This is a genomic window from Streptomyces sp. NRRL S-646 (genome assembly GCF_000720765.1).
GTDB lineage: Bacteria > Actinomycetota > Actinomycetes > Streptomycetales > Streptomycetaceae > Streptomyces.
The window spans coordinates 677368-690573 of record NZ_JODC01000005.1 but is presented as its reverse complement, the minus strand read 5'-3'; the positions used below and the strand labels follow the sequence as shown (position 1 = coordinate 690573).

11 protein-coding genes are annotated in these 13206 nt (G+C 69.6%); 6 read left to right on the top strand and 5 right to left on the bottom strand.

All coding sequences use genetic code 11. The features are described 5' to 3' along the window. The first annotated feature begins 66 nt into the window (after positions 1-66). Positions 67-1077 carry a COX15/CtaA family protein gene (locus tag IH68_RS0113045; protein WP_030933383.1) on the top strand — a complete coding sequence of 337 codons (1011 nt, stop codon included), beginning with the start codon at positions 67-69 and terminating at the stop codon, positions 1075-1077. 140 nt (positions 1078-1217) lie between these two features. On the opposite strand, the gene IH68_RS0113040 is transcribed toward IH68_RS0113045, so the two are convergent. The 3 genes from IH68_RS0113040 to IH68_RS0113030 form a co-directional block, all read right to left on the bottom strand. Next, positions 1218-2324: an amidohydrolase family protein gene (locus IH68_RS0113040; RefSeq protein WP_030933380.1), complete on the bottom strand. Its 1107-nt coding sequence runs from the start codon at positions 2322-2324 to the stop codon at positions 1218-1220. Between the two features lie 56 nt (positions 2325-2380). Continuing rightward, entirely contained in the window at positions 2381-2713 is a 333-nt protein-coding gene (locus IH68_RS0113035) for a hypothetical protein (protein ID WP_030933377.1), read from the bottom strand. A gap of 117 nt (positions 2714-2830) precedes the next feature. Further along, complete coding sequence (locus IH68_RS0113030; RefSeq protein ID WP_030933374.1) at positions 2831-3784, bottom strand: heme o synthase; 954 nt, start codon at positions 3782-3784, stop codon at positions 2831-2833. Positions 3785-4140: 356 nt separating this feature from the next. Between IH68_RS0113030 and tkt the strand changes: the two genes are divergently transcribed. The 5 genes from tkt to pgl are packed head-to-tail and all read left to right on the top strand — an operon-like array spanning position 4141 to position 10769. Further along, positions 4141-6228: a transketolase gene (gene tkt / locus IH68_RS0113025; protein WP_030933371.1), complete on the top strand. Its 2088-nt coding sequence runs from the start codon at positions 4141-4143 to the stop codon at positions 6226-6228. A gap of 33 nt (positions 6229-6261) precedes the next feature. Continuing rightward, a complete protein-coding gene (tal, locus tag IH68_RS0113020) occupies positions 6262-7380 on the top strand; it encodes a transaldolase (RefSeq protein WP_030933365.1) in 1119 nt (372 codons plus the stop codon). A gap of 4 nt (positions 7381-7384) precedes the next feature. Beyond that, entirely contained in the window at positions 7385-8908 is a 1524-nt protein-coding gene (gene zwf, locus IH68_RS0113015; protein ID WP_030933361.1) for a glucose-6-phosphate dehydrogenase, read from the top strand. Beyond that, positions 8905-9990, top strand: a complete 1086-nt coding sequence (gene opcA / locus IH68_RS0113010) for a glucose-6-phosphate dehydrogenase assembly protein OpcA (RefSeq protein ID WP_030933358.1) — start codon at positions 8905-8907, stop codon at positions 9988-9990. The genes zwf and opcA overlap by 4 nt, the downstream gene beginning before the upstream one ends. Then, positions 9987-10769 carry a 6-phosphogluconolactonase gene (gene pgl / locus IH68_RS0113005; protein WP_030933357.1) on the top strand — a complete coding sequence of 261 codons (783 nt, stop codon included), beginning with the start codon at positions 9987-9989 and terminating at the stop codon, positions 10767-10769. The genes opcA and pgl overlap by 4 nt, the downstream gene beginning before the upstream one ends. A 235-nt stretch (positions 10770-11004) precedes the next feature. On the opposite strand, the gene IH68_RS0113000 is transcribed toward pgl, so the two are convergent. Next, the gene (locus IH68_RS0113000) at positions 11005-11844 is read right to left on the bottom strand and encodes a carbohydrate ABC transporter permease (RefSeq protein WP_030933355.1); all 840 of its coding nucleotides are present in this window, start codon (positions 11842-11844) and stop codon (positions 11005-11007) included. Beyond that, on the bottom strand, positions 11841-13202 hold the full coding sequence (locus IH68_RS0112995) for an ABC transporter permease subunit (RefSeq protein WP_030933353.1): 1362 nt from the start codon (positions 13200-13202) through the stop codon (positions 11841-11843). The genes IH68_RS0113000 and IH68_RS0112995 overlap by 4 nt, the downstream gene beginning before the upstream one ends. Positions 13203-13206: the final 4 nt, after the last annotated feature.

Below are 13206 nucleotides of genomic sequence, written 5' to 3'. Positions count from 1 at the left end.
GGGAGCGGTCCGGAGGACGGGCGCGTCAGGGACCCTCGTGAAAGCGTGCACAAGCAGCCCCCTACGATGGAACGCGTGCCAAACGTGACCCGTGCCGACGCCGTGGCGGCCCTGCGCAACCCGCTCTCCTTCATCGCCGCACGCTGGACCCCCGAGCCCCGGACGGTCCAGCGGTCGGCTCTTTCCGCGCTCGTCATGTCGGTGGTCATCGTGGTCACCGGCGGTGCGGTGCGGCTGACCGGCTCCGGGCTCGGCTGCCCGACCTGGCCCAAGTGCACCGCGAACTCGCTCGCGCCGACGGGCGAGATGAACTTCCACAGCGCCATCGAGTTCGGCAACCGCATGCTGACGTATGTGCTGTGCGCCGCCATCGGCTGGGCGATCGTCGCGGCGCGCTCCGAGAAGCCGTACCGGCGCAGCCTGACCCATCTGGGCTGGGCGCAGTTCTGGCTGGTCATGGGCAATGCGGTGCTCGGCGGCATCGTGGTCCTGGTCGGCCTCAACCCGTACACGGTCGCGGCCCACTTCCTGCTCGCCTCCGCGCTGATCGCTGTCGCCGTCGTGATGTGGCAGCGCACCCGCGAGGGCGACGGGGCGCCCCGTCCGCTGGTCGGCAAGCCGGTGCAGCAGATGGTGTGGTTCCTGGTCCTCGCCACCGTGCTGCTGATCGCGGTGGGCACGGTGGTCACCGGGGCGGGACCGCACGCGGGTGACTCCAGTGAGGTCGAGCGGATCCCGATCGACTGGGAGACGGTCGCCAAGCTGCATGCGGTGCTCGCATGGATCGTGGTCACGCTGACCTTCGCCCTGTGGTTCGTCCTCAAGGCGGTCGACGCCCCCAAGGACCCGCTGGCCCGCACCCGCGAACTGTTCCTGGTCCTGCTCGCGCAGGGTGTCATCGGCTACGTCCAGTACTTCACGCACCTGCCCGAGATCCTCGTCGGGCTGCACATGCTGGGCTCCGGCCTGATCTGGATCTGGGTGCTGCGGGTACTGCTGGCCCTGCGGGAGCGGCCGGAAGCTGTTGCCGACCTGCCCGGCCCCTCGGCCGAGGTGACGGTGGGTACACGCGCGTAAGCGCTCCGCTGGGAGAAGTGCGGGGACGTGCCGTCGATCGTCTGAGGCACCGTCGTGGCTGGTCGCGCCCCATCGCGGAGCCGCTGACGTCACGGCCCCGGGCCCCTTCGGGGCGCCTCCGGGCCGCATCCCGCTACAGCTCACCCCAGCCCATACACCCTGCGCGCATTGCCCGCCGCCACCATCCCCGCCACCCGCTGCGCGTCCCCCAGGGACCACGCCCCGTCGGCGACCCAGCCGCCCAGCACCCGCCCCAGGGCCTCCCGGAACAGTCGCGCTCCCACGACATGCAGTTCGGGCAGGCCATGAGCCCCGCTGGAGAAGAGGATCTTGCCGAAGGGGGCCAGTTCCAGGATCTCGGCTAGGACGGTTGCGGCGCGGGCACCGGTGCGGACCAGGGCGGCGCCCGAGTCGGCGTAGACGTGCGGGAAGACGCCGGCCAGGTGGGCGGCGTGGCGGTGGTAGGGGTAGCCGTGCAGCAGGATCAGGTCGGTGCCGAGCCCTGCCGTCGCGCGGACGAAGTCGGTGAGCAGCACCGGGTCGGTGCGGTCGATGCGCCGGCCCGCTTCACCGAGGCCCGCGTGGAGCTGGAGCGGCAGGCCGGAGGCGACGGCGATCCACAGCAGATGCCGTAGGAGTACGGCATCGGTCAGCTCGCCGCCCACCCGGCGGCCGGCCAGCCACCGGCCGGCGGCGCCGCGCACCTCCCCCGGCCCGGGCGGCTCGGGCGCGAGTGCCAGACCGTGCCGTAGGCCCGCGACCGAGGTGAAGGCCACGGCGTTCGCGGCGGCGGCGTGCACCGACTCGGCGAGGTTGGCGAGGAAGGACTCCACGGTGCCTGAGGTGTCGGCGACCTGTTCGGCCAGTAACTCCAGGCGGACGATCTCACGGGCCTCGGCGGCCCCGGCGGACGCCAGCTCGGCGGGGCCGGTCAGATCACCGGGCAGCCCCGTGTCGACCAGATACGTCGTGATGCCGCTGCCGCGCAGCAGTCTGCGGCCCGTTTCCAGTACGCCCAGTTCACGACGGCGGGCGAGATAGCGGGCGGGTGCACAGTGCGGTTCCAGGCCGAGCAGCGGAGGGCACCAGCGCCGTACGGCGAAACCGGTCTGGGTGTCGAAGAGGGTCGTGCCGGCGGCGGGCGGGCCCTCGGTGCGGGACAGCTGGGCCTCGAAGGTGCCGAGGCCCAGCTCCGTCCTCAGTACGCCATGGCAGTACTGGTCCACGAGGGACGGCGTTTCGATCATCCGGACTCCCCGTGTGCTGGCCCTGTTGTCACAGGGCCTAACGGGTGAACCCGGCACTAGGTGTTGCTCGGACCGCCCACCTGAATCCCGGCCATGCGCGTCCACTCGTAGCGGCCCGTCTTCACCTTGGCCGCGAACTCGCCGTCGAAGTCCTCGTGGACGGTGATGCCAGCCTTCTCCACGGCCTTCTCGGCCAGCTCGTACGAGGGCGCCACCAGGTCGCCCCAGCCGCCGTCCTCGCCGACGAGGACGATGCGCGCACCGCGCTCGCCGATATAGGCCACCTGGCCCTCGGCCCCGCCGTGCGCCTTGGAGAAGGCGCCGATCTGCTTGGCGAGCCGCGCCACCTTGCGCTCGGCCTTCGGGTCAACCTGCTGAGTCTCTGCCATGGCCAGGATGCTACCGACGAGTAGATCAAACGGCGACGGGCGGGGTGCGTGGCCTTGACCACGCACCCCGCCCGGGACGACGTACAGAGAAAGAGGACGTACGGAGAAAGAGAGGGACTAGCGCAGGAACGGGTCCACGGCGACCGCCACGAACAGGAGCGACACGTAGGTGATGGACCAGTGGAACAGGCGCATCTCCTTCAGCTTCGCGCCCGTCACCTCCGCCTTGGCGCGGTTCTGCAGGCCGTGCGCCTCCCACAGCCAGAAGCCGCCGGCCAGCAGGGCCACGAGCGTGTAGAACCAGCCCGTGTAGCCGAGCGGGGTCAGCAGCAGCGAGACCGCGACCATCACCCAGCTGTAGATCACGATCTGCTTGGCGACCACCTTGTTGGAGGCGACGACCGGCAGCATCGGCACGCCCACGCGCGCGTAGTCCTCCTTGACCTTCATGGACAGCGGCCAGTAGTGCGGCGGCGTCCAGAAGAACATGACGAGGAAGAGGATGACCGGCGCCCACGACATGGAGTTGGTGACGGACGACCAGCCGATGAGGACCGGGAGGCAGCCGGCGATGCCGCCCCACACGATGTTCTGCGAGGTACGGCGCTTGAGGATCATCGTGTAGACGACGACGTAGAAGAGGAGTGCACCGAGGGAGAGCCAGGCGCTCAGCCAGTTGACGGCGAAGCCGAACAGGAGCGTAGAGACGACCGCGAGGGTGATGCCGAAGGCGAGGCACTCGCGCGGGCTGACCATGCCGGTGACCAGCGGGCGCTGCGAGGTGCGGTCCATGAGGGCGTCGATGTCACGGTCGATGTACATGTTCAGCGCGTTGGCGCCGCCCGCCGAGAGGTAGCCGCCGACGCAGGTGAGCAGCACCAGCGTCAGGTCCGGCACGCCCTGCTGGGCCAGGAACATCACCGGAACGGTGGTGATGAGCAGCAGCTCGATGATCCGCGGCTTGGTGAGCGCCACGAACGCCTTGACACGGGCCCCGAACGGCCGGTGACTCGAGCTCCTGCTCTCCCCCAGCACCCCGGCTGGACGGGATTCGACGGCCGTCACGCACACCCCTACAGAGACATCCCAGCAAGCCCCGTCCCTGTGAAGTCCCGGTAAAGGCTCGCGCGTACCACGCCACTGTAGACGTTGCCCATACCCCGACCTTCGCGGGGGTGGGGTCGTGTTGGGAGGGGTCGTACAGAAGCTCGATCGAGAGCTCGATTGAGCACTCGGATGAGCCGCTCCGTATTCAGTTGCCGAATGCGATCTGCCCAGTCGGGAGGCGGATCCCCCGTGGGCCCGGCAGTCTGGAATGACTCGAAAAAATGCGCGTTCTCACGGGGGTAGGCTCGACAGCGGCCGGTGGGCGTCCAGTGCGCCGGCATTCGACATGCGTGACATGTGGAGAGGAGCCCTGACCCAGGGTGAGCACCAAGCCGACCACCACAGACCTCGAGTGGACCGAGTTGGACCAGCGGGCCGTGGACACCGCCCGCGTCCTGGCCGCCGACGCCGTACAGAAGGTCGGCAACGGCCATCCGGGTACGGCGATGAGCCTGGCGCCCGCCGCCTACACCCTCTTCCAGAAGGTGATGCGGCATGACCCGGCCGACCCGGACTGGGTTGCCCGCGACCGCTTCGTGCTGTCCGCCGGTCACTCGTCCCTGACCCTCTACACACAGCTCTACCTGGCCGGCTTCGGTCTGGAGCTGGACGACCTGAAGGCCTTCAGGACGTGGGGTTCCAAGACCCCCGGTCACCCGGAGTACGGCCACACCAAGGGCGTCGAGACGACGACCGGCCCGCTGGGCCAGGGTGTCGCCAACGCCGTGGGCATGGCGATGGCCGCCCGCTACGAGCGCGGCCTGTTCGACCCGGAGACCCCGCAGGGCGAGTCCCCCTTCGACCACTTCGTCTACGCGATCGCCGGCGACGGCTGCCTCCAGGAGGGCATCTCCGCCGAGGCGTCCTCGATGGCCGGCCACCAGAAGCTGGGCAACCTGATCCTGCTGTGGGACGACAACCACATCTCGATCGAGGGCGACACCGAGACGGCCGTCTCCGAGGACACCGTCAAGCGGTACGAGGCCTACGGCTGGCATGTGCAGCGCATCGCCCCGAAGCCCGACGGCGACCTCGACCCGCACGCGATCTACAACGCGATCGAGGCCGCGAAGCAGGTGACGGACAAGCCGTCCTTCATCGCGATGCGCTCGATCATCGCCTGGCCCGCCCCGAACGCGCAGAACACCGAGGCCGCGCACGGCTCGGCGCTCGGCGACGACGAGGTCGCGGCCACCAAGCGCGTCCTGGGCTTCGACCCGGAGCAGTCCTTCGAGGTCTCCGACGACGTCATCAAGCACACCCGCCAGGCGCTGGAGCGGGGCCGCGAGGCGAAGGCCGAGTGGGAGAAGTCCTTCCAGCTGTGGCGCCAGAACAACCCCGAGCGCGCCGCCGAGTTCGACCGCATCAACGCGGGTGAGCTGCCCGCCGGCTGGGAGGAGAAGCTCCCCGTCTTCGAGCCCGGCAAGGGTGTCGCGACGCGTGCCGCGTCCGGCAAGGTGCTGCAGGCGCTGGGTGCGGTCATCCCCGAGCTGTGGGGCGGCTCCGCCGACCTGGCCGGCTCGAACAACACGACCATCGACAAGAACTCCTCGTTCCTGCCGGCGGACAACCCGCTGGCGGAGGCGAACCCGTACGGCCGCACGATCCACTTCGGCATCCGCGAGCACTCCATGGCCGCGGAGATGAACGGCATCGCGCTGCACGGCCACACCCGTATCTACGGCGGTACGTTCCTGGTCTTCTCCGACTACATGCGCAACGCCGTGCGGCTGTCGGCGCTGATGCACCTGCCGGTGACGTACGTGTGGACGCACGACTCCATCGGTCTCGGCGAGGACGGTCCGACGCACCAGCCGATCGAGCACCTCGCGTCCCTGCGCGCCATCCCCGGTCTCAATGTCGTGCGTCCCGCCGACGCCAACGAGACCGCGATCGCCTGGCGCGAGATCCTCAAGCGCTACACCAAGGTCTTCGGCAAGGGTGCCCCGCACGGCCTGGCGCTGACCCGTCAGGGCGTACCGGTGTACGAGCCCAACGAGGACGCGGCGAAGGGCGGTTACGTCCTGTTCGAGGCCGAGGGCGGCGAGGCGCAGGTCATCCTGATCGCCACCGGTTCCGAGGTGCACGTCGCCGTAGAGGCGCGCGAGCAGCTGCAGGCCGACGGGGTGCCGACGCGGGTCGTGTCCATGCCGTGTGTGGAGTGGTTCGAGGAGCAGGACCAGGGGTACCGGGACAGCGTTCTGCCGCCGCAGGTGAAGGCGCGGGTCGCGGTGGAGGCGGGCATCGGCCTCACTTGGCACAAGTACGTCGGGGACGCCGGTCGCATCGTTTCCCTGGAGCACTTCGGTGCTTCGGCCGACGGCAAGGTCCTTTTCCGGGAGTTCGGCTTCACTGCGGAGAACGTGGCCGCCAAGGCGCGGGAATCCCTCACCGCCGCCCAGCGCTGACGCTCACATACGACACGTAGGAGATGTAATTCCATGACAGACGCACTCCAGCGCCTCTCCGAAGAAGGCGTCGCGATCTGGCTGGACGACCTGTCGCGCAAGCGGATCACGTCCGGCAACCTCGCCGAGCTGATCGACCAGCAGCACGTCGTGGGCGTCACCACCAACCCGACGATCTTCCAGAAGGCGATCTCGTCCGGTGACGGTTACGAGCAGCAGCTCGAGGACCTCGCCGCCCGCAAGGTCACCGTCGAAGAGGCCGTCCGCATGATCACGACGGCGGACGTCCGCGACGCCGCCGACATCCTGCGCCCGGTCTTCGACGCCACCGAGGGCCAGGACGGCCGCGTGTCGATCGAGGTCGACCCGCGTCTGGCGCACAACACCAAGGCGACGGTCGCCGAGGCCAAGCAGCTGGCCTGGCTCGTCGACCGTCCGAACACGCTCATCAAGATCCCGGCCACCAAGGCGGGCCTGCCGGCGATCACCGAGGTCATCGGCCTCGGCATCAGCGTCAACGTCACGCTGATCTTCTCGCTGGAGCGCTACCGCGAGGTCATGGACGCCTACCTCTCCGGCCTGGAGAAGGCCAAGGAGCGCGGCCTGGACCTCTCGCTGATCCGCTCGGTCGCGTCCTTCTTCGTGTCCCGCGTGGACACCGAGATCGACCAGCGGCTCGACGCGCTCGGCACCGACGACGCCAAGGCGCTGCGCGGCAAGGCCGCCGTCGCCAACGCGCGTCTGGCCTACCAGGCGTACGAGGAGGTCTTCTCCTCCGACCGCTGGAGCAAGCTGGAGAACGCGGGCGCCCGCAAGCAGCGTCCGCTGTGGGCGTCCACCGGCGTGAAGGACCCGGCCTACAAGCCGACCCTCTACGTCGACGACCTGGTGGCGCCGAACACGGTGAACACCATGCCGGAGGCCACCCTGCAGGCCACCGAGGAGCACGGCTCGATCACCGGCAACGCCGTCGCCGGTACGTACGAGCAGGCCCGCGCCGACCTCGACGCCGTCGAGAAGCTCGGGATCTCGTACGACGACGTGGTCCAGGTCCTGGAGGACGAGGGCGTCGAGAAGTTCGAGGCGTCCTGGAACGACCTGCTCAAGTCGACCGAGGCGGAGCTGGAGCGCCTCGCCCCCTCGGAGGGCTGAAACCTTGTCGAGCAGCAACCCGCTGCGTGACCCTGCAGACCGACGGCTCCCGCGAATCGCGGGGCCGTCGGGCCTGGTCATCTTCGGCGTCACGGGCGATTTGTCACGGAAGAAGCTCATGCCCGCCGTGTACGACCTCGCCAACCGGGGTCTGCTGCCGCCGGGCTTCTCGCTGGTCGGGTTCGCCCGCCGCGAGTGGCAGCACGAGGACTTCGCGGCCGAGGTCCACGACGCCGTCAAGGCGCACGCCCGTACGCCGTTCCGCGAAGAGGTCTGGCAGCAGCTCATCCAGGGGATGCGCTTCGTGCAGGGCACCTTCGACGACGACGATGCGTTCGAGCGGCTGCGCGGCACCATCGAGGAGCTCGACAAGGCACAGGGCACGGGCGGCAACTTCGCCTTCTACCTCTCCGTTCCGCCGCGCTCCTTCCCGGTCGTCATCCAGCAGCTGAAGAAGCACGGTCTCGCCGACCAGACCGGCGGCTCCTGGCGCCGTGCGGTCATCGAGAAGCCGTTCGGTCACGACCTGAAGTCGGCCGAGGAGCTGAACAAGGTCGTCCACGAGGTCTTCGCCCCGGACCAGGTCTTCCGCATCGACCACTACCTGGGCAAGGAGACCGTCCAGAACATCCTGGCGCTGCGATTCGCCAACACGATGTTCGAGCCGATCTGGAACCGGTCCTTCGTGGACCATGTGCAGATCACGATGGCCGAGGACATCGGCATCGGCGGCCGGGCCGGTTACTACGACGGCATCGGTGCCGCCCGTGACGTCATCCAGAACCACCTCCTCCAGCTGATGGCTCTTACGGCCATGGAGGAGCCCGCCTCCTTCGACGCGGACGCGCTGGCCGCCGAGAAGACCAAGGTGCTCGGGGCCGTTCGGCTGCCGAAGGACCTGGGCCGGGCCACCGTGCGCGGGCAGTACGCGGAGGGCTGGCAGGGCGGCGAGAAGGCGGTCGGGTACCTCCAGGAGGAGGGCATCGACGCCAAGTCGAAGACGGACACGTACGCGGCGATCAAGCTGGAGGTGGACAACCGCCGTTGGGCGGGCGTGCCGTTCTACCTCCGCACCGGCAAGCGTCTGGGCCGGCGCGTCACCGAGATCGCCGTCGTCTTCCAGCGGGCCCCGCACTCCCCCTTCGACCACACGGCGACGGAGGAGCTGGGCAAGAACGCGATCGTCATCCGCGTCCAGCCGGACGAGGGCGTGACGGTGCGCTTCGGCTCGAAGGTGCCGGGCACCTCGATGGAGATCCGGGACGTGTCGATGGACTTCGCCTACGGCGAGTCCTTCACCGAGTCGTCCCCGGAGGCGTACGAGCGTCTGATCCTGGACGTCCTGCTCGGCGACTCGAACCTCTTCCCGCGCACCGAGGAGGTCGAGCTGTCCTGGCGGATCCTCGACCCGATCGAGCAGTTCTGGGACCAGAACGGCAGGCCGGCGCAGTACGCGTCCGGCACATGGGGGCCCGTCGAGGCGGACGAAATGCTCGAGCGAGACGGACGGAGCTGGCGCCGGCCATGAAGATAGACCTCACGGACACCACGGCCAGCAAGGTCAACAAGGCGCTGGTGCAGGGCCGCCGTGCCATCGGCACGCCGGCCGTCGGCATGGTGCTCACGCTGGTCATCGTGACGGACGAGGAGAACGCGTACGACGCCCTGAAGGCCGCGAACGACGCCTCGCACGAGCACCCGTCGCGCACCCTCGTGGTGATCAAGCGTGTCTCCCGCTCGCCCCGCGACCGTACGCAGTCCCGGCTGGACGCCGAGGTGCGGGTGGGCGCGGACGCGGGCACCGGCGAGACGGTCGTCCTGCGCCTGTACGGCGAGATCGTGGACCACGCGCAGTCGGTGGTCCTGCCCCTGCTGCTGCCGGACGCCCCGGTGGTGGTCTGGTGGCCGGTGAACGCGCCCCTCGACCCGGCGAACGACCCCCTGGGCGCACTCGCCCAGCGCCGGGTGACGGACACGTACGCCGCGGAGCAGCCGGTACGGGAGCTGACGTCCCGCGCCGACACCTACACCCCCGGCGACACCGACCTGTCCTGGACCCGCATCACGCCCTGGCGTTCGATGCTGGCCGCCGCTCTCGACCAGGTCACCTGCGAGGTGGAGGCCGTCGAGGTGGAGGGCGAGGAGTTCAACCCGAGCTGCGAGCTGCTGGCGATGTGGCTGGCGGACCGGCTGGACGTGCCGGTGAAGCGGTCGCTGTCGAACGGGCCGGGCCTGACGGCGGTCCGTATGGCCACGAACACCGGCCAGATCGTCCTGGACCGTGCGGACGGCTCGCTGGCCACTCTCTCCATCCAGGGCCAGCCGGACCGTGCGGTGGCGCTGAAGCGGCGTGAGACGGCCGAGCTGATCGCGGAGGAGCTGCGGCGGCTGGATCCGGACGACACGTATGCGTCGGCGCTGCGGTTCGGGGTGGACCGGCTGAACCCTTCACTGCCCGCGCCGGAGGCGGCCGCCGAACCGGAGGTGGCTCCCAAAGGAGAAGAGGCCGCCGTCGAAGCTGCTGCGGAAGCTTCCGCACCGCAGGAGGAGGCGGAGGCGCCGGTGAACGACGCGGCGAAGGACAAGGCGACGAAGGCGGCGGCGAAGTGAGCACTCCGCAGCTGGTCGTGCACCACGACAAGGAACTGATGGCGCAGGCCGCCGCGGCCCGTCTCATCACGAAGATCGTGGACGCGCAGGCCTCCCGGGGCTATGCGTCCGTGGTCCTGACGGGTGGCCGCAACGGAAACGGCCTGCTGGCCGCGCTGGCCGCCGCACCGGCCCGGGACGCGATCGACTGGGGCCGCCTGGACCTGTGGTGGGGGGACGAGCGCTTCCTGCCCGAGGGCGACCCGGACCGCAATGTCACGCAGGCCCGCGAGGCCCTGCTGGACTCCGTCCCGCTGGATCCGAAGCGGGTGCACGCCATGCCGGCGTCGGACGGTCCCTACGGTGCCGACGTCGAGGCGGCGGCGGAGGGGTACGCGCAGGAACTGGCCCGGGCGGCCGGTCCCGAGAACCACGGTGCCGTGCCCACCTTCGACGTCCTGATGCTCGGCGTGGGCCCGGACACGCATGTGGCGTCGCTGTTCCCGGAGCTGCCCGCGGTCCGGGAGACGGACCGCACGGTCGTGGGTGTCCACGGCGCGCCGAAGCCTCCGCCGACGCGGGTGACGCTTACGTTGCCGGCCATCCGTGCGGCTCGCGAGGTCTGGCTGCTGGCGGCCGGCGAGGACAAGGCGCAGGCGGCGGCGATCGCTCTGTCGGGGGCGGGTGAGGTGCAGGCCCCTGCGGCGGGGGCCCGCGGGCGCTCCCGCACGCTGTGGCTGCTGGACGGCGCGGCGGCGTCACAGCTGCCCCGCTCGCTGTATCCGCCGGCTTCGGCCTAAGCGGTCTTCGCCCCCGCCGCCCCTACCCGTCCCGACCCGGGGGCCGGCCCCCGGACCCCCGCTCCTCAAACGCCGGAGGGGCTGAATTTCGCCGGCCGGGGTTTGATCTTTTGAGCCCGTCCGGCGTTTGAGGACGAGGCCGTTCAGGCCGAAAGCGGGGGTCTGGGGGAGGCAGCCCCCAGGGGACGGGAATGGGAAGGGGCGGCGGGGGCGAAAAGCCCTCCGCCGCACCCCCTCACTTCACAGACCCCGCCATAACCCCCTGCACAAAGTGCTTCTGAAACGCGAAGAACACCACCACCGGCACCACCAGCGACACAAACGCCCCCGGCGCCAGCACATCGATGTTGCTCCCGAACTGCCGTATCTGCGACTGAAGTTGCACCGTCAACGGCTGCGACGAACTGTCCGCGAACAACAGCGCCACCAGCATGTCGTTCCACACCCACAGAAACTGGAAGATCGCCAGCGACGCAATCGCCGGCCGCCCCACCGGCAGCACCAACCGCGTAAAGATCCGCCACTCGCTCCCGCCGTCCATACGAGCAGCCTCCAGCATCTCCTTCGGCATCTCGGCGAAGTAGTTCCTCAGCAGGAACACCGCGAACGGCAGCCCGTACGCCACATGGAACAGCACGACCCCCGGAATCGTCCCGAACAGCCCGAGCTCACCGAAGAGTTTGGCCACCGGCAGCAGCCCGATCTGCACCGGCACCACCAACAGGGCCACCACGACCAGGAAGACGGGCTCCCGCCCGGGGAAGTCCAGCCAGGCGAAGGCATATCCGGCCAGCGCCGCCAGCACCACGACCAGCACCGTCGCCGGCACGGAGATCAGTACGGTGTTCCAGAAGGCCTGCGTCATCCCGGAGTTCTTCAGCAGCGCCGAGTAGTTGTCGAAGGACAGCCGGCCCGGGCTGCTGAACACCGTCCACCAGCCGCTGCTCGCCGAGTCCTGCGAGGACCGCAACGACGACAGGAACAACCCCGCGAGCGGCGTCAGCCACACCAGGCCGATCACCACCAGGAAAGCCTGCACCAGCCCGTTCCCCAGGCCACGCCTGACCGCGTTCATCGCTGACTCCTCCGGAAACGACGGACGTTGAAGACCATGGCGGGGACCACGAGAAGCAGGAGCAGCACGCCCAGCGCACTCCCCAGCCCCTGGTTGTTGCCGCCGCCGAAGGACACCAGCCACATCTGGGTGGCGAGCACGGTCGCGTCCTCCTGCACCGGCCCGGGCGCGATGATGTAGACGAGGTCGAACACCTTCATCACGTTGATCACGAGGGTCACGAAGACGACCGTGAGCACCGGAGCCAGCAACGGCACCGTGATCCGCCGGAAGATCTGCCACTCGTTGGCGCCGTCCATCCGCGCCGCCTCCAGCGCATCGCGCGGCAGCGTCGCGAGCCCGGCGCCGATCAGCACCATCGCGAACCCGGTCCAGATCCACAGATACGCCCCGATGATCGCCGGCGTGACGAGCATCGGCCCGAGCCACGAGACACCCTGGTACGGCTGCGCGAAGTTCGACGCGGGCAACTCCACCGTGTACGAGCCGGACTTCAGCCCCGCGAAGTGGAAGGAGCCGTCAGCCGCGGTCGTCGTACGCCCGACCGTCGTCCCGTCGTCCCCCACCGCCTCGACCTTCATCTCCGGCAGCCCGCTCTCCCGCGGGTCGACCCTGCCCTGCTTCCCGCCCCCGCCGGGGGTGAAGTCCAGGTAGACCACCCCGCTCACCTCGTCGGCCGCGGCCTTGCGGTGCGCGGCGCCGTACGCGCGCTCGGCACCGCCCGGCAGGTCCTTGGGGGCGACGCCCACCAGCCCGAGCGTCACCGACTGCCCCGGCGACACGCTCCCGCTCGTCCGGTACGAGCCGTCCGGCCCCGCCTTCAGCCCCTGGCCCACGCGGGCCCGCGCGGTCGGGTACTCCGACGTGCCCTTGAAGGCGTCGTGCACTGAGACCACGGCCGCGTTGAGCACGCCCTTGTTCGGGTCCTCGTCGTAGGCGAGCCGGAAGATGATGCCCGCCGCCAGGAAGGACACCGCCATCGGCATGAACAGCAGGAGTTTGAAGGCCGTCGCCCAGCGGACCTTCTCCACCAGTACGGCGAGGATCAGGCCCAGGCCGGTCAGCAGCGCAGGCGCCACGACGACCCAGATGGCCGTGTTCCGTACGGCTTTGAGGGTCGCCGGATCCCGGAACATCTCGGTGTAGTTCTCGCCGCCCACGAAGCGCGTCCCGGACGCGTCGAAGAAACTGCGGCCGATCGAGAACAGCACGGGGTACACGACGAGCGCACCCAGCAGGAGCAGCGCCGGGAAGACGAAGAGCAGGGCGATGATCCGGGCCCGGCGGCGGGAGCGCCGGGCCCGCTCGACGCCCGCGATCGCGGGCGGACTTGTCTCTTTCACCAGAGTCGCGGTCATGGCG

Bases quoted from the DNA above. Each gene is read 5' to 3' on its own strand.
- IH68_RS0113045 (WP_030933383.1), top strand. From the start codon at position 67: ATGGAACGCGTGCCAAACGTGACCCGTGCCGACGCCGTGGCGGCCCTG.
- IH68_RS0113040 (WP_030933380.1), bottom strand. From the start codon at position 2,324: ATGATCGAAACGCCGTCCCTCGTGGACCAGTACTGCCATGGCGTACTG.
- IH68_RS0113035 (WP_030933377.1), bottom strand. From the start codon at position 2,713: ATGGCAGAGACTCAGCAGGTTGACCCGAAGGCCGAGCGCAAGGTGGCG.
- tal (WP_030933365.1), top strand. From the start codon at position 6,262: ATGACAGACGCACTCCAGCGCCTCTCCGAAGAAGGCGTCGCGATCTGG.
- opcA (WP_030933358.1), top strand. From the start codon at position 8,905: ATGAAGATAGACCTCACGGACACCACGGCCAGCAAGGTCAACAAGGCG.
- IH68_RS0113000 (WP_030933355.1), bottom strand. From the start codon at position 11,844: ATGAACGCGGTCAGGCGTGGCCTGGGGAACGGGCTGGTGCAGGCTTTC.
- IH68_RS0112995 (WP_030933353.1), bottom strand. From the start codon at position 13,202: ATGACCGCGACTCTGGTGAAAGAGACAAGTCCGCCCGCGATCGCGGGC.